Origin of the sequence: Granulicella tundricola MP5ACTX9, assembly GCF_000178975.2 — a bacterium.
GTDB classification, from domain to species: Bacteria; Acidobacteriota; Terriglobia; order Terriglobales; family Acidobacteriaceae; genus Edaphobacter; species Edaphobacter tundricola.
Map to the genome: position 1 here is coordinate 321,735 of NC_015057.1, position 24,264 is coordinate 345,998.

Consider the following 24,264-nt stretch of genomic DNA (forward strand, 5'->3'; position numbering starts at 1 on the left):
GGTTCAAGCACTAGCGTAGCAGCGCGGAGGCGGCCCAGAGCATCGGGGCTTGCCCGTGGAAGTCGCCCGTACGGCGTTTGCGTGCGAGGTAGTACGCCCGATCCGCAAGCTTGTTCGTGCCTTCGCACACGCTGGTGATGTCATGGTTCTGATCGACATAGCCCACCGTAGCGATCCAGCCGCGCCGCGCCGCAGGACCATACGACGCGGCATCCAGCCAGCCGTTCTTCACGCCCGTGATCATCGCGAAGCTGAACATCGCAGAGCTTGATGATTCAGGCCACGCATCGTCCTGATCGATCAACTGCCGCCACATGCCGTCCTTGCCCTGGTACTTCAGCAGCGCGGCCATCATCTTCTTATAGCCCGCCAGAATCGCAGGCCGCTGTGGATGATCCGCAGGGAGGCTGCGAAGCATCTCAGCCATGCCGGCTGCGACCCATCCATCACCGCGTCCCCAGTAGAAGGGCACATCCTGCGCATGGAAGAAGAGCCCTTTAGGCTGCTGCAGCCTGGCCAGGTACGAGACCATCTCCCTGGCGTCGCGGTCGAGATACTTGCGGTCACCGGTCGCGCGGAAGGCCTCCAACTGCAGGATCGTCAGCATGTACATATCGTCGATCCAGTAGCGTGTCTCGGAGGAAAGGCCATCAGGCTGCGGATTCTCCCACTGCCGGTCCGCCCACTTCTTGCCTTCGGTGAGGAAGCGAGGCTCTTTGGTTTGAAGGCCGATCTCCAGCGGGACGATGCCGAAGATCTCATCGTCCACATGCTTCCGCAGTGGAATGTGCGAGGCCTCAGCGCCGCCCGGCATCAGCGGCTCAAACTTCTTGATCAGCTCCGCGCGGAGTGCGTCGTCATGCGTCAGTTGCGCGAAGGTCAGCGCACCGTACCAGCTTGCAGCTTCCGAGTAGTGGATGGTCGCCGTGTACTGGTGGGGGCTGGTCACGAAATGTTCCGAGAGCGCCTTGCCCACCTCTGCAGGCGAGGTACCCTGCGGCCAGTTGTTGAAGTAGTCTGTCTGTGCGCCCGCCACCACCGCGCCCGAAGCAAGGATCAATCCCGCAGCCAGGCCTGTCAGCCTTCGTCCCATACTCATCATTCGTATCCCTCGTCTTTTGTTTCCCATGAAGCATACCGCCGCGCGTGGGCGCTTGTCGCGTCTTCTATTTCAAATAAAGAACTGTTTCTTTTCGGCCTTGGCTGAGGCTTGGTAAGGCTGTCCCCGCCGCACAGGGTATGATGGCAGACGCTGAACCCGCTTTCGTTCAGCCGGTAACCATGGCCATGTCATCCGCTCGTTCGCTCCGACTTTCGCTTGCACTTCTCGCCGTATGCTCGCCGCTGCTCGCGCAGACTCCGTTGGAAAGCCAGAAGCAATCCGCGCAGGAGGGTGCGCAGGCTCCGGGGCATGGAGGCTCCGGGACCGCCGGCATCTTTCCGCCCGTGCTTGATTCCGCCAAGCGTCCTATCACCGCGGGCGGCACGGTCAAGACTGGCCCCATTGTGTTTGCGGACATCGCCCAGAAGGCCGGGCTGACAAGCTGGCACCACACCATGGGCTCGCCGGAGAAGCGCTACATCATTGACACGCTTGGTTCCGGCGTCGCGCTCTTGGACTACGACAATGATGGCTGGCTGGATATCTACCTCGTCAACGGCAGCACCGCGCCAGCGCTCGCAGGCAAACAGCCCTCACCGCACGCTGCGCTCTTCCACAACAACCATGACGGCACCTTCACGGACGTGACCGCGAAGGCCGGCGTGGCGAACGATCGCTGGGGCATCGGCGTGGCTGTCGGGGACTACGACAACGATGGCTGGCCGGACCTGTACGTCACCAACTTTGGCGGTAACCGGCTCTTCCACAACAATCATGACGGCACCTTCACGGATGTGGCCGTCAAGGCGGGCGTGGCGCTCGGCAACTGGAGCACCGGCGCAACCTGGGGCGACTACGACGGCGACGGCAAGCTTGATCTGTTCGTCCCCGGCTACGTCCACTATGACCTCAAGAATCAGTCCGGTGACGCCACCGTTCCGCTGACCTTCTGCCAGTATCGCGGCGTCAAGACCATGTGCGGTCCGCGCGGTCTCCCTGGCGAGTCCGATCATCTCTTCCACAATAACGGCGATGGCACCTTCACCGACGTGAGCGAGAAGGCCGGCGTCAGCGACAAATCCGGCTACTACGGGCTGGCCTCCGTCTTCATCGACGTCAATAACGACGGCCGCGCGGACCTGCTCGTGGCCAATGACTCCACCCCGAATTATCTCTATCTCAACCAGGGCAACGGCACGTTTGAGGACGTCTCCTACGCCTCCGGCTACGCGCTCAACAAGGATGGCCGCGAGACTGCGTCGATGGGCATTGCGGTGGCGGACTACCGCAACAACGGCCTCATCGATATCTACAACACCACCTTCTCAGACGACTATAAGCCGCTGTACCGCAACGACGGCGACGCCAACTTCACCGACATCAGCTACGAGACCCACATCTCTGAGTTGACCATCCCGTTCCTCGGCTGGGGTACTGCGTTCCTCGACTACGACAACGACGGCTGGCGCGATCTGCTGGAAGTCAACGGCCACGTCTACCGCAACGCCGATACCAACAACTGGGGCACCACCTGGGCGCAGCGTCCGCTGCTGTTCCACAACGTCGCAGGCAAAAGCTTTGACACGGTTCCGGCGGTCGAGGGCACCGGCCTGGCTGCCGCCATGACCTCGCGCGGCCTGGCTGTGGGAGACCTCTTCAACGATGGCCGTACGGATGCGGTCATTAATAACCTGGACGCGGCTCCGGCGTTGTTGCGCAACGTGGACAACGATAAGCACCACTGGGTCGCCTTCCGCCTTACTGGTGGCCCGAAGAGCCCACGCGACGCCATCGGCGCAACGCTTTACCTCACTGCCAACGGCATGAGGCAGCGTGCGGACATCTTCTCCGGCGGCAGCTTCGCTTCCACCTCCGATATGCGCCCGCACTTCGGCCTGGGCAGCGCGACTACGGTTGAGAAGCTTGAGGTTCATTGGCCCAGCGGACTCAGGGAGCAGTTTGCCGTTCCCACCATCGACCAATTTCAATCGATCACGGAAGGGAAGGGAACGGAGATTGCGAAGCCGACCACCGTGCCGGACTCGAAGTAGCCGCCTCCACCTTTTGGTGGAGGACAACCGTCCCCATGATCCCATAGAATTCGCCAGTTAGCTAAAGCTGCTGTCCGTACCGATCGTCGTGAGCCAAGCCATCCGCAATCCGTCTCCAACTCGTTCCCGGCTCCTCGGTCTCTTCGCCGTACTGACGGTCGCCATCCTCTCTCTGTCTATGCCGCACGGAGTGCGCGCAGGCTCAGAGAACGATGCTGCCGCAGACGCGCGCAAGGCCTACAGCGCCAAGGAAGCCAAGGCCTACACCTACAAGTTCGATTCGACGAAACCGTTTCTCCCTTCGAACATGCAGACGGATACGGGCGAGTTCATCGACCCCAAATCCTTCCCCACGGCGCAGTACTGCCAGCACTGTCACCAGGCCGCGCATGCTCAGTGGCGTCAGTCCGCGCACGCCAACTCCAACCGCGTCCCGTACTACCTGCGCAACGTGAACCTGCTCATCGCGGAGAAGGGAATCAGTTTCTCTCGCCACTGCGAGGGTTGCCACGATCCCGTCGCGATGGCTGCAGGAGCGATCACGGATGGCGCGCCGCGTAAGCGTCCGTACGACCAGGACGGCGTTACCTGCATGGTCTGCCACTCCATCAAGAGCGTGGACACGCGCGGCACTGGCAGCTATGTTCTCGCGGAGCCCGCGGTGCTGGTCGACGAGACCGGCCAGCCCATCCACCGGCCTGTGTCCGATGGCGAGATACTGTCCCATCTGGACCGCCACTCCGCCGCAGTCATGAAGCCGCTCTACAAGACCCCCGAGTTCTGCTCCACCTGCCATAAGGCCGCGCTGCCGCATCAGCTCAACGACTACAAATGGCAGCGCGCCATCTCGCTCTATGACGAGTGGCAGAACTCCTCCTTCGCCAAAGAATCGCCGCTGCCGTTCTACAAGAAGGACGTGGTCTCCACCTGCCAGACGTGCCACATGCAGCGTGAGGATCTTGGTTCAGCGTCAGACTCCGGCGCGAAGAAGAACCAGCTTGTCTCGCATCGCTGGCTCGGCGCGAACACCGTCATTCCGCAGATCTATCACTATCCCGAGCAGGGCGAGAAGGTTACTGCCTTCCTGCAGAATGCAGTGTTCAACGTAGACCTCTTCGCGCTCGAGCCTGAGGCTACCGCATCCGGTCAGCCTGCGCTGATCGCACCGCTCGGCATGTCAGCTTATACGCTGACGCCCGGCCAGCGAGTCACCGCCTCCGTTGTCATCCAGAACAAGGGCAACGCCCACTCGCATGTGCCGGAGCAGCGTGACATGTACGAGTCCTGGGTTGCCTTCACGGTGAAGGACGCCGCCGGCAAGACCATTGCGGAGAGCGGGTTCATCCAGCCTGGCGGTGAGCTTGATGAGTCTGCACATAGCTTCACCAATCGCCTGATCAACAAGCAGGGAGGCATCAACAGCCTGCACCAGGTTTGGGATAATCGAGTCGTCGCGTACAACAACACCATTCAGTCTGGCCGCTCGCAGTTGATCCGTTACGCCTTCACGATGCCGAAGAGTGGCCCCGTTACGGTCACTGCAGCCGTTCGTTATCGCCGCTTCGACCAGCACTTTATTGACTTCGGCATGAGCATGCCCGCAGGGCAGCACTATCAGCAGCCCATCGTGGATATGGTGTCTACTACCCGCACCTTTGCAGTCGGCGTGAATTCCGCCATCAAGCCTCTGCCCAACGAGAATCCGGAGTGGATGCGCTGGAACAACTACGGCATCGGCCTACTGGACGCTCAGCAGTACGCCGGCAGCGTCGCGGCCTTTGAGCACGTGGCGAAGCTCCGCCCGGACTACCCCGATGCGCCCACCAACATCGGCCTCACCTACATCCAGTGGGAGAAGTACGACGAGGCCATGCCTTATATTGAAAAGTCTCTCGCGCTTGGCAAAGATAACGCCCGGGCCCTGTACTATCGGGCCCTTGTCGAGCGCAATCAGGGTCAGGTTGACGAAGCAATCGTCGATCTGCAGAAGGTGGCAGCCCAGTTTCCGCGTTCCAGAGATGCACACCGGGAGCTGGGCTTCTCCTACTACCAACAGCATAAGTACCCGCTTGCCCGCGCCGAGTATGAGACCGTCCAGTCGATCGATCCCGATGATCTGGCCGCGCACTATAACCTTGCAATCCTCTATCGCCGCCTGGGTCTCAAGGACAAGGCCACCGAACAGGCCGCCTACTTTGCGGACCAGAAGGACGATCCCACCGCGAGCGTCTACGCGCTGGAGTACCTGCGCAAACATCATGAGATCGCGCAGGAGTCCGTCCCATGGCACGTCCACGATCTCGACCACAAGGGTAAGGACGAGCCGCTCCCGGCCACCGCTGCGTCGGCTTCCGCTACCATGGCTGTCCTTCACCGCCTGGAAGCGCCGGAGCTTTTGCCTGACCCCACCGCCCAGGGCGGGCTCCACTAAACTGAACTCGTGCTGACTCCTTTCAAATCGATCCTGAACGTCTGTCTCGCGCTGACCTCAGTCTTTGCGGCACGCCTCCTGGTCTCTTCCGCCACAGTCCACGCCGACTCGACCTCCGTCCGCCGCGGGGCTGAATTATTTGCAGAGAACGGCTGCGCGCACTGCCATGGCACCAACGGCATCGGCGGAGGCAAAGGGCCGGACCTGAATAACGTCGCTCACCATATGAAACCAAAAGAGATAGCGACTCAGATCCATGATGGAGGCAAAAATATGCCCCCTTACGGCGACGCTCTCAGCGATCAACAGGTGGCAGATCTGATTGATTATCTTCACTCAAAACGCCGCTAAATGAGCCTCTACTGCGATCTTTGAGACAATCCTCGCCCTTCAAACTGCATCCAAACTCCTCAGCAGCAACGGTCTTGTCCGCACTCTTTCGCCTTTTGAAAAAGTTGCGGACGACATACCGATCAGCACCGTGTTTGACCTGAACATGAGCGGCAACCAGCCGCTGAGGAAGAGACGACCATGCTCAAGAAACTGGCAGTCGCAACACTATTCGCCTCCCTTTTGCCCCTCGCATCGCAGGCCCAGATTGCGATCCGTATTGGGCCACCGGCGCCCGTCGTCGAGCACTACGGGCCACCCCCGCATCCCGGCTATGTATGGCAGGGTGGATATCATCGCTGGGATGGTAACCGGTATGCATGGACCCCCGGCCACTGGGGCCGTCCGCCACGTCCCGGCGCGGTGTGGGTGCCTGACGCCTACGATCATCGCGGCGATGGATACCACTATCACGCGGGTTACTGGCGCTAAACCTTAAATCGATCTCAACCGGCGTACCAGTCCTATTGGGCTGGTACGCCGATCTTTATTGCACCAGCTTGCCTTTGCCTTCAACGAACTCGACCATCCGATCCACTCCCGCAACCGTAAACACTTCGGATTCGCCATTAGGCCAGCGGACCGTTACATCCGCCACATGCATCTCTGCCCCCAGCCCAAAGTGCAGTCGGAGATCGTTGGAGCTGTTATAGCTCGAGCCGCTCCGCACCTCATCCACCCAACTCCGCTTCGTACCCCGCACCACCACACGCCCGCCGATCCCATCCCGGTTCGACTTAGTGCCGGTGAGCTTGATCCCAAGCCAATGATTTGTGTTCTTCGCCTCATTCACCAGCAGCATCGGACGGTCGCTCAGATTGTTTACGATAGCCTCAAGCCGCCCATCGTTCCACAGGTCAGCGATCGCTAGCCCACGCCCCGCCATCGGCTCCGTCATGCCTGGCCCCGCACCCTTCGACACATCCTTGAACTTGCCATTGCCTTGATTCCAGTAAAGAAAACGAGGCTCCCGATAAGCCGCGCCCAGCTTGGCTGAATCAACCTCCGGGTACACATGCCCGTTCACCACGATCAGGTCCGGATACCCATCGTTATCGACGTCCGCGAACATCGCTCCCCAGCCCAGCGCATCGGAGTTGATCCCTAAGCCCGCAGCGAAGGTCTCATCCGTATACGTGCCGTCGCCGTGTGACTTGTAGAGGGTGGCCGTGTCGTCGGAGAAGTTCGTCTTGAAGAGGTCGAGGTGCCCGTCGCCGTCATAGTCCGCAGCCGTCGCGCCCATGCCCGCCTGCTCGCGCCCATCCTCATTGAATGCCACACCCACATCCGCTGCGACATCCGTGAACGTCCCATCATGATTGTTCCGGTAAAGGATCGAAGGTGTCGAATCACACGCCATGTAGATGTCCGGCCAGCCGTCTTCGTTATAGTCCAGCGTGGTGACGGAGAAGCAGTAGTGCCCAGCCGTCTTCTCGATCCCTGCCGCCTTACTGACGTCTGTGAACTTTCCCCCGCCGTCATTATGGAAGAGGATATTCGGCGCACTCGGCAACCCACGCGGCCCACACATCACGGGTGACCCCTTCCACATGCAACCCGCGTCCGCACCCGGCGCAGGAGTCTTGGCCAGGTCGAAGTGAACGTAGTTCGCGATCACCAGATCCAGCTTGCCGTCGCGGTCATAGTCGACGAACGCACACCCCGTTCCCCACTCCTTGCCGCTCCCCGCCACGCCCGCAGCCTCAGCAACCTCCTTGAAGCTTCCGTTGCCGAGATTATGAAACAGCCGGCCCTTGCCATAGCCCGTCACATAGATGTCGTCGAACCCATCGTTGTCATAGTCCCCAACGCAAGCGCCCTGCCCCCAGCCGGTCGAGACCATGCCTGCCTTCGCAGTCACATCGGTAAACGTGCCGTCATGGTTGTTGTGTAGGAGATGATTGCTCGCCGCCGTCTTGCCCGCGGAGCCCAGGTCAGTCCCGTTCACCAGGAAGATATCCGGCCAGCCATCGCGGTCATAGTCGATGATTGCCACGCCCGACCCCGTAGCCTCAACGATGTACTTCTTGTGTTCCTCGCTGCCGTTGACGTTGCGAACCGTGATGCCGGCCTTAGCCGCAACATCGACAAACCACGCCGGCGTTGGGTGCTCCGCGCTGGCCGGATACACCTGCTGAGCCTGCACACCCACAGCCAGCAGCAAAAATAAGAGAAGCATCTTCACTTCTTCACGCCGTCCATCGCCATCGTCTTCAACACCTTGCCACCCTCTTCAATGACGTATAGCTTATTCGCCGCAAGCCCCGTCAACGTATCCTTCGCGCCTGACGGCCAAGCCAACTCTACATCCGCCGTCTTCGCCCCATCCAACCCAAAGTGAATCCGCAGATCGTTCTGCGAGTAGTAGCTCCCCCCACTCCGCACCTCATCGATCTGCCTGAGCGGCTGCTTCCCCATGCCACTTTTATCCTGCGCCGCAGTAGCCGCAATCACGGTGATGCGCGTGCCAATCCCCGCGCGGTTGCTCTTCTTCCCCACCACCCGGATCTTGATCCAGTTCCGAGCTACGGTGGAATCACACCGCAGCAACTGGGGCAGGGAATTGACGCAGTTCACCACCACATCCATGTCCCCATCGTTATCAAAATCCCCGAACGCACACCCCCGCGCGGCCACGGCATCGGTCATGCCATTTCCAGCCAGGTTCGTTACTTCCTCAAACTGTCCATTGCGCAGATTCCGATAGACATACTTGTGCTCTGCATACGGCGCGTCCAAATGTGACCCATCGACCTCCGGGTAGACATGGCCATTGGAGATGAAGATATCCAGCCAGCCATCGTTATCCAGATCCACGAACCCCACGCCCCATCCGAGATAACGCGTATTCACCCCAAGCCCGGACAGATACGTGTGATCCTCAAACGTCCCATCGCCCAGGTTCTGGTACAGCGAATCCGTATCTCCTGCAAAGTTCGTCTTCACGATATCCAGCAGCCCATCGCGGTTGAAATCACCAACCGCCACACCCATGCCCGCCTGCGGCTTGCCGTCAGGCGAGTACGCAATCCCAGCCTCGATCGCCGTATCCTTGAACGTGCCATCCTTCTGGTTCTGGTAGTACGTCGCCGCGGTCGAGTCGTTCGCGACATAGATATCCGGCCAGCCATCGTTGTCCAGATCGGCGACGGTGACGCTCAGTCCATACGTCCCGATCGTCCCCCACATCCCGGCCTTCTCGCTGACGTCGGTGAAGGTCCCATCCCCATTGTTCCTGTAGAGAATGTTCTTCCCGCCTTCGAGCCCCGGCGGTCCGCAAGCCACCTGCATCCCCTTGTACGCGCAGCCCGCTGCCTCCGGCAGAGGAGCCGTCTTGATATCGAAGTCGATATAGTTCGCCACAAACAGATCGAGCTTGCCGTCCTTGTCGTAGTCCACAAACGCGCAGCCCGAGTTCCATCTCATCTTGCTCTGCGTCAGCCCCGCCTTCGTCGTCACATCGGTAAATGTGCCGTCGCCGTGGCTCTTGTAGAGGATGTTCTGCCCGTAGTACGTGACGAATAGATCGTTCAGCCCATCGTTGTCATAGTCGCCGACGCAGCAGCCCTGCCCCCACCCGGATCGGGTCATCCCGCTCTTAGCCGTGATGTCCGTGAACGTGCCGTCGCGGTTGTTCTTGAACAGATGACTCACCGGCTCCTGACCCTTGGCGAAGCCTTCCAGCCGAGTCCCATTCACCAGAAACAGATCCAGCCAGTCGTCATGGTCGAAGTCATAGAACGCGACGCCGCAGCCGGTCGTCTCCAGCAGATACCTGTTCTTGTGCTCGCCCCCATAGATCGTCTTCGTGGTCAGCCCGCTCTGCTTCGCGACATCCACAAAGCTGTACCCCAGCGGAGTCCCCGTCACCGGGGAAGCCACCCCCTTAGGCGCCGGCCGAGGCTTCGTGTCATACGTCGGCCTCGCCCCAACCTGCTGCGCGACCTCTTGCGCTCCCGCAGGCCACGCGAGCTTCAGCACATCCTCAAGCGTCAGCACTACAGCCGTGCGCGAAAGCGACTTGATCAATCCACGTCTCGTCCAGATCACCGCTCCACACTCCTTCGCGTCCACCCAATCTTAGTGCAGGTTCTCGAGCTTCGGTTCGCTCGCCGTTTGCAGCTTTTGTGCGGTGGACGTCTCGCGGCTTGCATCCTCCGTCCGACCCATCGTCCGGTAAGCCTGCCCCAGCAGCGAGTGCGTCATATAGTTCGCCGGGTCCATCTTCACCGCACGCTCCAGGTATGTCGTCGCACCCAGTGCATCACCCTGCTTCAGCATCGTCTTACCCAGCAGGATGTATGGCCCAGTGGAGTTCGGTTCCAGCAATACCGCCTCCTGCAGACTCGCTTGCGCGTCCGTATACCGGGCCGCACGGCCATACGCATCCCCCAGCCGGTCATAGACGCTCGGCTCCAGCGGGTTTGAGATCTTCTCCTTCTCAAACTGCGCGATTGCCTCCTCCAGATGATTCCCCGCCAACGCAATCTCCCCCAGCAACGCATGAGCGAGCGGCAGTCCCGGCTGCAACGCCAGCGCCTTCTCCGCGAACCCCTGTGCCACTGGCAGATACTCCCGCCTCAGCAGCATCCGAGCCGCCAGCAGATACGCCCCCGCCCCATCCGGCTCCATCCCGAACTGCGCTGCAAACGCATGCCGCGCATCGTCGTACTTGCGCGTGTCGATATAGCAAAGCGCCAGGACATAGTTCGGATCGGCCTTTCGGTCGCCTCCGTTCGCCTTGCCCTTCGACCCCTCGAGCAACGGAATCGCGTCCGCTGGCCGTCCCAGCCGGAACAACGTTAGCCCCCGCATCTGCGCGGACTCCACATCGCCCTTGTCCTCCACCAGCGCATCCGCAAACGCGGTGTCGGCCTCTCGCAACTTCCCTTGTGCGAACAAAGCGAGCCCTTCCATCCGGCTGAGCCCCGCCATCCGGTAGCCGGCGGCCCCCGGACCCGCCGTTCGCAGGGAGACAATCCGCTGCAAAGCCTCATCCGCATGCCCCGTATCGATCTGCTTCCGAAGGCCCCGCAGCGTCTCCGCCTCAGCCGTCGTTGCAGAGGCTCCCTGCGCCGCCGCAGCTGGCCGGACCTGTAGGCCCTTTGAATCCGTGCTCTGTGCAAGCACCCCGAAACCGCCTCTGATACAGAGCAGCCCCACCAACACCCACTTCATCTTCTCGATCGTCACGTAGCCCAAACTCAAAGCCTCAATCTTCCTTCGCTTCAGAAATCACGGTACCAAATAAAAAGCGGGAGAGCAGAATCGCTCTCCCGCAGTTCGACGTGTTTCGCTGGTTAGAACTGAAGGCGGCCCGAGAACTGTAGCTGCCTTGGGTTGGAGGAGGAGTTCGGGAACGGTCCGGAGCCGATTGCGCCGCCGTTCTCGATGTTGCCATTGGGCGTTCCGAAGTTGATGTGGTTGAACGCGTTGTAGCCGTCCGCCCGCAGTTGGAAGACCGTACCTTCGTGGATAGTGAAGCTTTTCTGTACGGAAAGGTCCGTGTTGAAGAAGTGCGGTCCGAAGGCAGTATTGCGGCCAACATTACCGAACGTATTCAAACCCGGAGCGGTGAAGGTGCCTTGTCCAGGAGAAGAGAAGACGTTGTCGGCTGCGTTATGCGCGAACGCCTGGTAGAACGTGAGGTTCTGACCGGGAAGCCCGCTCTGCTGCGAGTGGAAGTTGTTGATGTCTCCGCTCACATAGCACGGTGCGCCACTGACGTTGGAGCCCGTGCAGTTGTTGTAGCTGAGGGTGTATGGCAAACCACTGGAATAATTGATGACCGGGCTGATCTCCCATCCACCCACAATCTGGTTCACGATTCCGTTCGAGTGATTCAGGAACTGCTTGTGTGCACCGAAGGGAAGCTGGAGGAGCCCGTAGACGATGACCTGCTGCTGACGCAGAGCAGCCGTCACGTCCACGAACCACCGCACGATCCCATGTGGAATAGCCGGTCGCTTCACTGATCGCTTTCTGCCAGGCGTAGCTTACGTTGAGGGAGTAGCCATGGGACAAGTTCTTGGTGATCGTAGCCTGCATGGCGTTGTAGTGCGTGTCCATGTCATCGCCAAGGTATTTGATCCCATTCGTCCAGCCGCAACCGCCGTTGGCCGCATTGATGCCGCCAGCCGCTGCGTAGTTGACATCGGAGCAAGCAGGGAGCTTCACACCGTAGTACCGCTGAAGATAGTTGACGTTAGATGTTCCATTGTTTGCGCTGATACCAGTCGCAACCGAAGGATCGTAGTGAAGTGCCTGACCGTTGATGCTGTACTGCGCCGGCAGGAAATCACCTGGTTCGTTCGGATTCGTCTGCTGACCGGACTGGTCGCCCAGCGTATGGGTTCCCTTGTTGGCGACGTAAGCCAGGGTCGTAGACCAGCTTGATCCAATGGCCTGTTGTACGGCCATGTTCCAGGCATCCAGGGTCGGAAGCCGTTCAGTGGTCGGACGGGCGAATGAGCTGACTGCGTTGCCCGGATTGGGCAACTGACCGCTCGCCGGGGAGGTGATGAACGTTGGGTTGCTCGGACCTTGCGCCAAGGTAAACGCGTAGTTGGTGTTAGTCGCGCTATCGCCGCCGGGAGCCACAAGTGACTGCCCTGCGAGAACCGGAAGGTTCTGTGTCGCCGCATGTCCGAAGACAGAGCCGAAGACGCCGATATCGAAGCTACGACCGTATCCCGCGCGAATCACGGTACCCGGCTTCGCCTCCCATGCCACGCCAAGGCGCGGGTTGAAGGCATACTTGGGTGCTGCAATGTTCATGTCGCTTGCGACACTGCCCACACCCGCAACCTGGAGGTAGCCGGTCGCAAGGTTGAGCAGGGAGCCGTTGGAAGGCGCGTTGATGGTTTCAGGCGCGTAGTACTCGTACCGCAGCCCAAGGTTCAATGTGAGGTTGGACTTCGCACGCCACGTATCCTGCGCGTAGCCGAACGCACGCTTCTGGAACTCCTTGGCGTTTGTCGAAGTGCTCACAAACCGGCCGAACGTCGGAACCTCGCCCAGGGCGAAGGTTGCAAAGCTCAGGCCGTTGCTGCCGGATCCATCGCCGGTCGGGCCGGTGCCGATATTGAGGGCGCCGGTACGATCCGTGTCAGACGGGACACGCAGGTTGCGTGCATAGCGCAGGTCGACGCCGAACTTGACCGCGTGGTTTCCGAGCGTCTTGGTCCAGTTGTTTGCCAGTTGGTACTGATCCTCATGCTCCGTCAGCGGGCAGTTGCAATGCGTGAAGCCAAGCCCCTGACCATAGACGGAAGAGTTGTTGCTGTTGCCATAGGATCCCGGGTCGGCGAGGAAGAAGCCAGGCGCACCGCTTGTGATGATATCGCCCTTGTTCAGGTTTGGAATGCCAAGCAGCGTCGCGTACTGAACGCCTTCGTCATATTTGTGCGTCGTGATGTTGTAGCGGAAGTATCCAAGACGAACGTCGAAGACCAGCTTGGAGTTGACCGCTACGTCTACACCCGCCGCTGCGCTGGTGTTCTTACCCTGTGACGAGCCGGAATAGCCATTGAGCCCGAAGCCCTTGCCGCCGGCCTGCCCGAAGATCGGCGAACCGCTCAGAAGGTCGGTGAAGCGGCTGAAGCGTCCGAAAGCGTGAATGCTCTGGCTGAGCGAGTAGTCCACACGAACGTCGTACTGATCGTCGTTCAGACTGCCCTGTCCGCTGGCTGCATAGTTGTTGACCAGGCCCCCGAGGCTTCCTGCTGTGTTCGGCTTGTAAACCGAAAGCTGCTTCAGGAAGGCCAGGAACTGCGGCGAAAGGCGACCGTTCGGGATGATGCTGTTCGGGAAGGGGCAACCGTTCCCAGTGGAGTTGTCGAAGATATACGCGACGCCCGTTCCGCAGGCAGCGGTATTCTTCGTGTTCGCTTTGCCGAACTGCTTCGTATACTCGCTGAAGTCGCAGCCCGTGCCGCTCAGGCAGCTCGTGTAGACCAGATTCGTTGGAACGGTCTCCAGATTGGCCAGACCGACCTTCTGCCGAACGCCCTGATAGTCCAGGAAGAAGAACAGGCGATCCTTGAGGATGGGACCACCCAACGATCCGCCGAACTGATTCTTCAACCCACCCGGGAACGGGTTGGTCGCTGTGAGGCTGGACCGTGGCTGAGTAAAGGGATCTGTAGCCAAGTTCGCGTTGCTCTCGCGATAGTCAAAAGCCGAACCGTGGAACTTGTTTGAACCGGACTTCGTCTGCACCGTTACGACCGACGAAACAGCTTTACCGAACTCGGCGTCGAAGTTCTGCGTCGTGATCTTTGCTTCAGAGAGCGAATCGACGTTCGGGTTGATGACGATGATTCCAAGCAGGGGATCCTGGTTATCCGTTCCATCCAACTGGTAGGAAACGCCGGCAAACGCCTGTCCATCGACTTCAATCTGCTTGGACCCCTGGGGGTTTTCGCTGGCTGCGTGACCCCAGCCAAGCTGCTGCGCACCCGGAAGCAGAAGCTGAAGATTCGTGAAGTTACGATCCGGGATTGGAAGCTCCACAATCTCCTGAGCGCTGAAGGTCGTCGCGACGTCCGCACGATCCGCCTTCAACTGGGGAACCTGGTCTGCGTTGACCTCAATCGTTTGGTCTGCAGCGCCGATCTCAAGCGCCGCGGTGACCTTCGTCGCCGTATCCGCGAACAAGGTGATCTGTGTCTGCTGGAAGGTTTTGAAGCCGGTCGCCGCGACCTTGACGGTATATACGTCGGGGATAAGGTGATCTGCCGTAAACTCGCCCGAATCGTTGCTCTTCAGGGTCACGCTTGTGCCCTTGGCCAAGTCCGTTACGGTAACCGTTGCATTCGGAACTGCGGCACCCGTTGAGTCGGTCACGTTTCCGTTGATCGATCCGAAGATTGCCTGCCCAAATGCCGGAGCCACCAGCAGCAAACCCGTTGCTGCCAGGGAAGCGCCCCTCCGGAATTGCTTGAATAATGTTGTCATTGCCACTCCTCCAAAAATTGCTGCCATGTCGCGGTCAGAATCGTTCGTCCTCAAACCGTCCTCGAAGAACGTCGTTCAGTCTCCAAGCCGGCGTGCATGGCTTGGGTTCCTATCGTTTCAACGGGGGAAAAAGGGCCTGTCTGTTTGCGTTGAGAACACTACCGGCAGGAGGACGGCGATGTCAACCTTTTTGTGGAGAGGAACTTCTTCAAGAAACATGCAAGCTGTCATGACAGCTTTCCATCCTCCCGAAATCCATAGAAAGTAAAGATAAAGTGGCCGGACCACACGGATTTTCATATCATTCCACAGCTCAGGGCAGGTTCTCGCCCAGCCCTTTCGCGGGAAACCTGTTATGACAAAGCCGAGCCACCCGTCTCCACCAAATGGTATAGTCCTCTCCGTAGCTTTCGGAGGACTTTCATGCACCATTCCACGACCCGGCCAGCCCGTTTCCGAGCCCTTGCGCCCCTGTTCGCAGCACTCATTCTCGCCGCCTCGGCGTCTCTTCCGGCCCCGGCCCAGACGGTCCCGGTCAACATCGCCGCGCCCGTCACCTCGGACGTCTGGTGGAAGCACGCCGTCGTCTATGAGATCTATCCCCGCTCCTACCAGGACTCCAACGGCGACGGCCTCGGTGATCTCAACGGCATTACCCAGCGCCTGCCCTATCTCCAATCCCTCGGCGTGGATGCCATCTGGATCGCACCCATGTACCCATCGCCCCAGGTCGACTTCGGCTACGACATCTCGAACTACGAGTCCGTCGACCCGCAGTACGGCACTCTTGCCGATATGGACAAGCTCATCGCCGCTGGCAAGCAGCACAACATCCGCGTCGTCCTGGACATGGTCCTCAACCACACCTCGGACAAGCACCAGTGGTTCATCGACTCTGCCAGCTCCCGCACCAATCCCCGCCACAACTGGTACGTCTGGAACGACGGCATCCCCGCCGACGGCCCCGGCGTCACCGCCTACCAGAAGAAGTATGAGCATGAGGACCTGAACGGCAAAAAGGTCGTCCCACCCAACAACTGGACCTCCGGCTTCGGCGGCTCGGCCTGGGAGTGGGTCCCTGCCGTCCACCAGTACTACTACCACTTCTTCTACATCCAGCAGCCGGACCTCAACTGGCGCAACCCTGAGGTTGAGAAGGCAGCCTTCGGAGCCATGCGCTTCTGGCTCGACCGTGGCGTAGCCGGGTTCCGCCTGGACGCCATCCCCACCCTCTTTGAAGATCCCAAGCTGACCAACGCACCGGAGCTCGGTGGCCTCAACAAGCAGGGCGATCCCAACCTGAGCGACAAGTACCAGTCCAATCTGCCTGAGGTTCACGACGTCATCCGCCGCATGCGGGCGATGGTCGCCTCCTACGCCGGCAACCGTGTCCTGATCGGCGAGACCTACCTCCCCGATACCGCCGCTCTCGTCCCCTGGTACGGAGGAGAAAAGCTGAATGAGCTCCAGCTCCCGATGAACATGCTCGTGGGCTTCCACGGCGACCACGACAAGCTCAACGCAGCATCCTTCCGCACTCGCATTGAAGAGGCGGAGAATATCCTCCCCGGCTCCCAGCCTCTCTTCGTCTTTGACAACCATGACAACGTCCGGTCTTGGGAGCGTTATGGCGATGGTGTCCACAATGAAGCCATAGCCCGCACCATCGCTGCCGTTCTCTACACCTCACGCGCCACCGCCATGACCTGGGAAGGTGCGGAGATCGGCATGGTCACCACCACGCCCACCCGCAAGGAAGACGTGAAGGACCCCATCGGCATCACCGGCTGGCCCAACGAGAAGGGCCGCGATGGCGAGCGCACCCCCATGCAGTGGGATACCTCAAAGAACGCCGGCTTCTCCACCGCCGATAAGACCTGGCTCCCCGTTCCTCCCAACTACAAGACCATCAACGTAGCCACGGAAGAGAAGGAACCGGACTCGCTGCTCAACTGGAACAAGAAGCTGATCGCGCTGCGCCGTTCCAACCGCGCCATGCATGACGGCGGCCTCACCATGCTCAACCCCAACGACCCCAGCGTCCTCTCCTGGCTGCGCAGCACCGCACCCGGACAACCCGCCGTCGTCGTCGCCATGAACATGTCGGCCGAGCCGAAGACCATCTCGCTCGATCTCTCCACAACCGGCTTCAAGGGCAAGACCGTCAAGACTCTTCTGACAGACCAACCCTCCCTCGCCAACACCTCAACCGTCACCAACATCACCCTCCCACCCTTCGCCTCCTGGATCGCACAAATCCAGTAGCTGAACATAAACTGGGTGCCCCATCCTCGGCGCAGTCTCATCGCGACAGGGTGGGGTATCGTTTGCGGTAGCAAACGATGCACTCCGCCGTAGCAGTACAATCTCGAAGCATTCCACGAGACCCACTCATGCCCAAACTCTTCCTCGCAACAATCCTCCTCACCACCTCCGCCATCGCTCAGGCGACCCTCCAGCCCGCCCCCGCTCCACCCTCCACAGACATCCACGCCTACATCGCCAACGGCTGGCAGACCCTCTCCCGCTCCATGGTCGAGTGCAAATCAGTCGTCGACCCCAAGGTCACCACGACCCCCATCCTTTACCTCCCCGCCGGCCTCCCCACGCCACCGGAGGTCACCGCGATGCAGCAGCAGTGCCACGTAGAGGTCCGCAGCCTCCCGCACAAGATCAAGGACCTCGGCGACCTACGCCCCTCCGAACTTCCCAAGGAAGGCCTCCTCTATCTCCCCAAGAAATACGTTGTCCCCGGCGGCCGCTTCAATGAAATGTACGGCTGGGACAGCTACTTCATCCTCCTCGGCCTCGTCCACGATAAGCAGTTGGATCTCGCCCGAGGCATGGTCGAGAACTTCTTCTTCGAGATTGAAAACTACGGCGCCATCCTCAACGCCAACCGCACCTACTTCTTCACCCGTTCGCAGCCCCCGTTCCTCAGCAGCATGATCCGCGAGGTCTACGAAGCTCCCGGCGCACCGCAGGACCCCAAGTGGCTCGCCCATGCCTATGACATGGCCCGCCGCGACTATGCCCTCTGGACCTCGCCCGCTCACCAGGCAGGCTCCACCGGCCTTGCCGCCTACCACGACCTCGGCGAAGGCCCCGTCCCCGAGATGGCAGACGACTCCGCCTACTACCCCGACGTCATCCGCTACCTCGAAGCCCATCCCGACTCCGACCAGCAATACCTCGTCCCCGACTCCTCCGACCCCGCCACCGTAGCCCGTACCTCCTGCGACACGCAGATGTCCAAGGTCTGCGCCGCTGCCGTCGTCGACGGTCACCGCCTCTCCGCCGCCTACTTCCGCGGCGACCGCGCCATGCGCGAATCCGGCTTCGACACCACCTTCCGCTTCGGCACCTTCTCGGGCTCCACAGACCACTACGCCCCGGTCTGCCTCAACGCTCTCCTCTTCAAGTACGAACAGGACATGGCTCATCTCGCCACCCTTCTCCATCGCCCCGCGGAGGCTGCCTCATGGAAGGCCCGCGCAGAGATCCGCCACCAGGCCATCGACAAGTTCCTCTGGAACCCCGCCGCCGGCATGTATTTTGACTATGACTTCGTAGACCAGCACCGCTCCACCTATCACTACGTGACAACCTTCTACCCCCTCTGGGCTGGCCTCGCCTCGCAGGTCCAGGCCACCGCCGTCCGCAGCCACCTTGCGTACTTCGAGCGTCCCGGCGGCCTCGCCCTCTCGGACGTCACCTCCGGCGTCCAGTGGGATCAGCCCTACGGCTGGGCCCCCACTACCTGGCTCGCAGTCTCAGGCCTCGAGAAGGCTGGCTTCCACGAAGACGCCACCCGAATCGCCAAATCCTTCTCCGCGACGGTGGAGGATAACTTCAAGCGCGACGGCACCATCCGCGAAAAGTACAACGTCGTCAGTGGCTCAGCCAACGTTCAGGTCGCCACCGGCTACAAGTCCAACGTGGTCGGCTTCGGCTGGACCAACGGCGTCTACCTCAAGCTGCAGGACCTCATCCAGCCCACAAAATAACTCGCCTCCCACGTAAGTGCATGACATAATTCACCCAAATGGAACCTACCGCTAATCCTGAAGGCCCCGCCCGCCGAGCCTGGGGCGTCATCCTCGCATGGATCGGCGGCATCACCGCCGTCATCGGCTTCATCGGAACCGTCACCGGCACCTTCACCACTCTCTCGGACCGCCTCCACCGCAACTCCGACTTCGACGCCCAGATCGCCCTGGCTCAGGCCCAGGTCAAGCAGTCCGAGTATCCGCAGGCCGTTCAGACCTACGCCGCCGTCCTTAAGCAGGACCCCCACTACCGCCCCGCCCTCGATGGCCAGCTCCAGACCGTCGAGCACTGGGTCGAAGACTTCCGCGTCCCGCCCCGCGAAGACGAAAAGACCACCGTCACCGCCAGCAATCTGCTCGACCAGATCTTCCCCGTCCTGGACGCAGCGCTGGTCCGCACAAAAGCGCTACAAACCGCAGACATCCAGGCCCACATCGGCTGGGCTCACTGGCTTAATCAGCACATCGCTGAGCGCGAGTTCGGCTCAACCGCAGTAGACAATCTCCACGCCGCCCTTGTCACCGATCCCAACAACGTCTATGCCAACGCCATGCTCGGCAACTGGATGCTCCAAAACCACCAGAGTCTACCCGAGGCCATCCGGCACTTTGACACCGCAGTCGCCACTGGCAAGGAGCGCCCACTCGTCCGCCGATATCAGCTCGCTGCCTACGACAATCTGGACGCCCCGGGAGGCCGCACCGCCATCCTCAAGGCCGTCAGCTCAATGCGCCAGGCCAATGAGCCTCTCGACTCCGAGCGTCGCCGCAATGTCTTCGTCTACTGCTGCCGCCCCGGCACCATCTTTCGTAATGAGCTCGTCGAATCCTTCACCGCCCTTCCGCAGGACGAGTTCTGGCAGACCTATCTCTGGCTTGACGCAGACGACCCCCCGGAAGGCGAGCAGATCCGGCAGCTCAACCGCCGTTACATCCAGGCCTCACTCGCTGAAGTAGCCGGTCACCGCGCGGATGCCCTCACCCAGTTCCGCGCTCTGAAAAAGGACGTTCAGATTCCTGGCACCTCCCTCGACGAACTGGTCGCCGAAGCCATCCAGCGCCTCTCTACCTAAAAGTCACGCAGCTCTCCCACCGGTCATTGCAACAGCACGGCGCTGTCCCCATTCAACGGGGAGCCTATGTCCAGCGACGAGTAGTCGTTCCCGAACGTACTCAACACGTTGACATTGAATTGCAGCGTCTTCGCCACGACGATCGTATAAGCCGAAGAGATCGCACCCACGCCATAGGTCAGCATGGCGTTCGGAAGATAGATCGCACCTTCCAGCTTGCTCCCTGACACCAGGCTCGCAAGGAACACTCCAGTGGAAGTATTGCCGGGGTCCTGAAAGAACAGCACTCCTCCGTACTCGCCGCTGGTGGGCGCAGTCAGTGAGAAGTTACTCAGCCCCAGCGTAGCCGGAGCTGTAATCGAAATTCCCCCCACCGGCCCATAGTTATAAAACGTAACCCCTTGCCCCTGGATATTGGAAAGCAGACTGACGGTCAGGTTCAAACCTCCGGACGGTATCCCTAATAGCCCCGGCCCGGTCTTCAGGATGTACATTCCGGGATTGAACGTCACATTCGTCCCAATGCCTGCCGTTATGGAGATCCCTCCACAGTAGACCCCCGGATTGAACACGTAGTTACCAGCCAGCAGGATGGTCACAGCAGAGGCCGAGCCGTAGTAAGAATTCCCAACCTTGGACCCGCAGGCACCAACCGCAGGCGCCGGCAGGTAGGCCAGCGGATCGGCAGGGGTCGGATTCAAAGCCCCGGTCTGAAGACCGCTGCCCAGGCAAAGCAGCCCGGCCGCGCCCCCATGCACCTTGATGTACGGCGCGGTAAAGCCCAGGCCAAGCAGGCAACTGAAGGCATACGGCGAACTCGATTCAACCACGATCCCGCACTGTGAACTGATCCCCAATCCCACCGCGATCGACATGGCCCCTGCAGCCGTAGGGTCCAGTGCATAGATACAAGCGCCGCCGGGATTCCGCGCTGCCTCTGATCGTGCAGAGATATTGAATTGACTGATTCCCAGCATCTTCATGAAGTAAGTCGGCACGTGTTGCGCCACCTGGACCTCCACATACCCGCGCTTTCCATAGTTCGGGTCCGCAGACCCCATTGCGCACGGCGGAGAGTTGAGCACCAGCGTCAGGTCGTCCGAGCTCGTCGCGCAGTTCAACAGCAGCGGCGTAGCTGGATAGCCATTCTCGATAAAGGAGCTCTGCACCGCCGACTGCATGGCTGGGCAGCTCACCAGGCTTCCACACACACGAATCTCCAGCGCCGCCGCAGTCGCCGCCGTATCGGTCGCGCTCTGCAGCCTCAGCTTGGACAGTTGACGATGTCCAACGTCGATCGAAATTCCAAGGAACCCCAGGATGACCAACAAGCTGACCGCAGCGGCCACCAGCACCTGTCCGCTTTCGTTCGATACCAGGAAGATTCGATTCCGCATAGATGCGATCCTCGGATGGGGCAAGCTCAAGTCACTGGAGATCTCACGCACAAATCAAAGTCGAGGTGTCGGCTGCATCCTGAAAGACAAGCTTCGTGCGGAGACGCAGTTCGAGTAAGGTAACCCTCAGACCGGCCCCAGCGACGTTCCGTCCGCGATAGCCATTGAACTCGTCTTGTGATATGAAAATGCTGAATATCGGGCAAATCCGCGCATATCTGCCCGGAAAGTTGTATTGGGCACGACGCTTACGTGTCAGCGTCTATGAGCGGCATTCCTACCGGTGATCGTCGTGATCGGAGACTGAGCCTCGAAGACTATGAAGAGGTGCGAAGTTCGGATCGGCAGTGCGCCAGATCTCTTCCAGGCTTTCCTTCATGGCTCGGGCTCGTTCCGCCTGGCCCCCAGCCGCATACAGCTTCACCAGCGCCAGCCGCGAGAGCGGCAGATAGACCGACCGTGGACGCTGGTGGGCATTGGCCAGCAGCCGCTCGAACTCCGCCGCCGCTCCAGCACGATCGCCAGAGGCCAGCAACGCCCGCGCCCGGTAATAGATAGGCATCAACTCCATGGAGTTGTTGAGATCGTAGGGCCGGGCCGGAGCAAGCACCGCCACCGCATCGCGCGGCCGCCCGGCATGAAGCGCAACGATGGCATACGCCACCGGAAGCTCAGACTCATTCAGCAGCGTATCGGTGGGAGACAGCGCCTTGGCCGCCGCCGCAAACTCCCGTGCACGGCTCTCGTTACCCAGCGTCGCCCACACCATGGCGGCGCTCGCGTCCAGATCCGCTCCAGGCTGGGAGTGCGCCTGCTCATCCTCCGCCCATCTCACTGCGGTCGCACTCTCGCCCAGTTCGGCAAAGATCCCCGCGCCGTTCAACTCGATCACCGAAGCCAGCTCCGGCATCGCATGAGCACGCGCGGCATCGATCGCACCCTGAAACATCTCGGCCGCACGTCTCAGGTGCCCGCCGTAGACCTCAGCCTCCGCCGCATCGTTCAGCAACAGCGACTCCAGCGGCGTGCCATGGACGAACCGCTCCTCACTCTGCTGACGGCCCTGGTCTCCCTGCACGATCGCCAGCTCATGACACGCCATGTGGAAGCCCATGGAGGTCGATTCCTCCCGCTGCCGGTCATTACAAAGCGTAGAGAGGGCCGGCAAATCCCCACTGATCAGCAGAGCCTGGGCAAGCGTCGTATACGGCACAGGCAGCGCCGGCTCAAGCGCAATCGCACGCCGCACGGACGCAACCGCCTTTTGACCTTCTCCCAGCGAGAGGTACTCCGTCGCCAGGTTGTTCGCAGGGACCACATCATGCGGATAAAGCGAGCTCCAAAGCTCATACGCGCTGATCGCACGTCCCAGTTCACCGGTCGCATAGCCGTAGTAGCTCGTCGCAATGTATAGCTTCTCGCGGTCCGTCGTCCGGTCCCTCAGGTCGAAGGCCTTCTGGTAGTAAGCCCGCGAGAGCGACCGCTCGCCGTTATTCGAGTAGCTCCGCCCCATCTGCAGGTACGCCAGCGCAAAATTCGGGTCCAGGTCGATCGCCAGCTTGAAGTCCTCGCGTGCTTCAAGATCCCGCCCCGCAAAATGCTTCTGTTCACCCTCGCGAAACGCCCTCAGCGCCGCGAGTGAACTGGTCGTCGCCTGCGTCAAGGGCACGTCGAACCGCCCCAGCGTCGCAGTCGGCTCGCCCAGCCGCAGACGGATGGCATTGGCGGCGTCGCCCAGCGCGGCCAGCAAGGTCTCCGCGCTATTGGTGCTCGCCTCCGTCGACGCGATCTCGCGCCCGTCCGTACATCGTTCCGCCGCCAGCCGCACCGTGTAGCCGGAGCCCGACCGCAGCAAACGTCCGTTCAGCAGAGCTCGTCCCCCGGAGCTCCCGCAGACGGAAAGCTCCGCCGCAGCCCGTGAAAGCTTCGCCCCTTTACCCGATTGCAATACCGCACTCGCCCGCTCAAAGTGTTCCCCGGAGATGGCATGAAGAAACGGCGACTCCTCCATTTTGATCCGGAACGCCAGCGACAGCGCATCGTCCAGCGACGCATCGCCCGTCTCGTTCTCGATGCTCCCCAGCGCAACCGTATCGCCCTCCGCAAGGATCGGCCGGTGATGCCGCCAACCCCATGCCATCCACACCGCCAACCCCACAAGCAGCACCGCCGCCAACCCCAGAAGCGCAAACGGCCGCCGCCCCCGGCCTTCATCGAGGGGGACCTGCGTCGTTGCATCGATATCAGGGAGTACGTCCACCCGCGGCGGCTCAGGCACCTCGGCTTCAGGCACAGGCACAGCCGCGGCGATCGTCTCCACCGCTCCCAGAAACCGGTAGCCCCGCCGAGCGACGGTCTCCAGGTATCGCGGCCCTGCGGCGCTGTCCTGAAGCGCCTCCCGCAACTTCGCAGCAGCCACTCGCAGGTTGTTATCGAACTCTACAAATGTCTTCTCGCCCCACAGCCGGTTGCGCAACTCTTCACGCGTCACGATCTCGCCGGGAGTCTCCAGCAGCACCATCAGCATCCTAAAGGGGAGATCCTGGATGCGGACGCGGTGTCCATTCCTCAGCAGCAACCCAGCCGCAGGCTGAGCCTCAAAGTCGCCAAACAGAATCCGCCGCCCACCGCGCGCGGGACCCTCCGCAGCCCCTTCAGACGCAGTTCCAGACGGAGAGTTTCCAGATCCAGGAACGATGGCGGCCATGAGTCATCATAGCAATGGCCTTTTGGCAAGCCCCCCGCGTTCTTCGCGCGCGGTCATAATCAATTGATTACAAAAGCGATAGCTGTTACCACCCGCTTAATAATCA

At 60.8% G+C, this 24,264-nt stretch carries 14 protein-coding genes and 1 pseudogene; 7 read left to right on the plus strand and 8 right to left on the minus strand.

Translation table 11 applies throughout. The features are described from left to right. Positions 1–10: 10 nt before the first annotated feature. A complete protein-coding gene (locus ACIX9_RS19975; RefSeq protein WP_013572903.1) occupies positions 11–1,102 on the minus strand; it encodes a glycoside hydrolase family 88/105 protein in 1,092 nt (363 codons plus the stop codon). Positions 1,103–1,287: 185 nt separating this feature from the next. Here ACIX9_RS19975 and ACIX9_RS19980 point away from each other — a divergent pair, with 185 nt between their 5' ends. The 4 genes from ACIX9_RS19980 to ACIX9_RS25050 all read left to right on the plus strand — a co-directional run bounded on the left by ACIX9_RS19980 (position 1,288) and on the right by ACIX9_RS25050 (position 6,406). Continuing rightward, positions 1,288–3,153 carry a CRTAC1 family protein gene (locus ACIX9_RS19980; RefSeq protein WP_157478210.1) on the plus strand — a complete coding sequence of 622 codons (1,866 nt, stop codon included), beginning with the start codon at positions 1,288–1,290 and terminating at the stop codon, positions 3,151–3,153. Between the two features lie 88 nt (positions 3,154–3,241). Beyond that, positions 3,242–5,584 (plus strand): tetratricopeptide repeat protein, encoded by a 2,343-nt coding sequence (locus ACIX9_RS19985; protein ID WP_232298886.1) that lies wholly within the window; start codon positions 3,242–3,244, stop codon positions 5,582–5,584. Between the two features lie 9 nt (positions 5,585–5,593). Further along, positions 5,594–5,935, plus strand: coding sequence for a c-type cytochrome (locus tag ACIX9_RS19990; protein ID WP_013572906.1), 342 nt, complete (start codon positions 5,594–5,596; stop codon positions 5,933–5,935). A 180-nt stretch (positions 5,936–6,115) separates the two neighbouring features. After that, positions 6,116–6,406: a YXWGXW repeat-containing protein gene (locus tag ACIX9_RS25050; RefSeq protein WP_013572907.1), complete on the plus strand. Its 291-nt coding sequence runs from the start codon at positions 6,116–6,118 to the stop codon at positions 6,404–6,406. Between the two features lie 55 nt (positions 6,407–6,461). Here the strand turns inward: ACIX9_RS25050 and ACIX9_RS19995 are convergent, their stop codons facing one another. From ACIX9_RS19995 to ACIX9_RS20010, 5 genes and pseudogenes are all read right to left on the minus strand, one after another. Further along, positions 6,462–8,153: a CRTAC1 family protein gene (locus ACIX9_RS19995; RefSeq protein WP_013572908.1), complete on the minus strand. Its 1,692-nt coding sequence runs from the start codon at positions 8,151–8,153 to the stop codon at positions 6,462–6,464. Positions 8,154–8,155: 2 nt separating this feature from the next. Continuing rightward, positions 8,156–10,024 (minus strand): CRTAC1 family protein, encoded by a 1,869-nt coding sequence (locus ACIX9_RS20000; RefSeq protein WP_013572909.1) that lies wholly within the window; start codon positions 10,022–10,024, stop codon positions 8,156–8,158. A gap of 30 nt (positions 10,025–10,054) precedes the next feature. Next, entirely contained in the window at positions 10,055–11,182 is a 1,128-nt protein-coding gene (locus ACIX9_RS20005; protein ID WP_232298887.1) for a tetratricopeptide repeat protein, read from the minus strand. Positions 11,183–11,274: 92 nt separating this feature from the next. Continuing rightward, positions 11,275–11,946 carry an outer membrane beta-barrel protein gene (locus ACIX9_RS27920; protein WP_456297997.1) on the minus strand — a complete coding sequence of 224 codons (672 nt, stop codon included), beginning with the start codon at positions 11,944–11,946 and terminating at the stop codon, positions 11,275–11,277. Between the two features lie 40 nt (positions 11,947–11,986). Then, a pseudogene (locus ACIX9_RS20010) lies at positions 11,987–14,959 on the minus strand (TonB-dependent receptor domain-containing protein); the annotation flags it as partial. Between the two features lie 396 nt (positions 14,960–15,355). Between ACIX9_RS20010 and ACIX9_RS20020 the strand changes: the two are divergent. The 3 genes from ACIX9_RS20020 (at position 15,356) to ACIX9_RS20030 (ending at position 20,054) form a co-directional block, all read left to right on the plus strand. Further along, positions 15,356–17,197: an alpha-glucosidase gene (locus tag ACIX9_RS20020; protein ID WP_013572911.1), complete on the plus strand. Its 1,842-nt coding sequence runs from the start codon at positions 15,356–15,358 to the stop codon at positions 17,195–17,197. Positions 17,198–17,325: 128 nt separating this feature from the next. Then, complete coding sequence (locus ACIX9_RS20025; protein ID WP_013572912.1) at positions 17,326–18,939, plus strand: trehalase family glycosidase; 1,614 nt, start codon at positions 17,326–17,328, stop codon at positions 18,937–18,939. Between the two features lie 38 nt (positions 18,940–18,977). After that, complete coding sequence (locus tag ACIX9_RS20030) at positions 18,978–20,054, plus strand: tetratricopeptide repeat protein (protein ID WP_013572913.1); 1,077 nt, start codon at positions 18,978–18,980, stop codon at positions 20,052–20,054. 23 nt (positions 20,055–20,077) lie between these two features. Here ACIX9_RS20030 and ACIX9_RS20035 read toward each other — a convergent pair whose 3' ends face one another. Continuing rightward, positions 20,078–21,451, minus strand: a complete 1,374-nt coding sequence (locus ACIX9_RS20035; RefSeq protein ID WP_013572914.1) for a pilus assembly protein TadG-related protein — start codon at positions 21,449–21,451, stop codon at positions 20,078–20,080. Positions 21,452–21,728: 277 nt separating this feature from the next. Further along, complete coding sequence (locus tag ACIX9_RS20045; protein WP_013572915.1) at positions 21,729–24,158, minus strand: winged helix-turn-helix domain-containing protein; 2,430 nt, start codon at positions 24,156–24,158, stop codon at positions 21,729–21,731. Between the last annotated feature and the right edge of the window lie 106 nt (positions 24,159–24,264).

Excerpts from the sequence above, each read along its gene's own strand:
- ACIX9_RS20035 (WP_013572914.1), bottom strand. The coding sequence starts at position 21,451 with ATGCGGAATCGAATCTTCCTGGTATCGAACGAAAGCGGACAGGTGCTG.
- ACIX9_RS20045 (WP_013572915.1), bottom strand. The coding sequence starts at position 24,158 with ATGGCCGCCATCGTTCCTGGATCTGGAAACTCTCCGTCTGGAACTGCG.
- ACIX9_RS20020 (WP_013572911.1), top strand. The coding sequence starts at position 15,356 with ATGCACCATTCCACGACCCGGCCAGCCCGTTTCCGAGCCCTTGCGCCC.
- ACIX9_RS19980 (WP_157478210.1), top strand. The coding sequence starts at position 1,288 with ATGTCATCCGCTCGTTCGCTCCGACTTTCGCTTGCACTTCTCGCCGTA.
- ACIX9_RS20025 (WP_013572912.1), top strand. The coding sequence starts at position 17,326 with ATGCCCAAACTCTTCCTCGCAACAATCCTCCTCACCACCTCCGCCATC.
- ACIX9_RS20030 (WP_013572913.1), top strand. The coding sequence starts at position 18,978 with ATGGAACCTACCGCTAATCCTGAAGGCCCCGCCCGCCGAGCCTGGGGC.
- ACIX9_RS19975 (WP_013572903.1), bottom strand. The coding sequence starts at position 1,102 with ATGATGAGTATGGGACGAAGGCTGACAGGCCTGGCTGCGGGATTGATC.
- ACIX9_RS19995 (WP_013572908.1), bottom strand. The coding sequence starts at position 8,153 with ATGCTTCTCTTATTTTTGCTGCTGGCTGTGGGTGTGCAGGCTCAGCAG.
- ACIX9_RS25050 (WP_013572907.1), top strand. The coding sequence starts at position 6,116 with ATGCTCAAGAAACTGGCAGTCGCAACACTATTCGCCTCCCTTTTGCCC.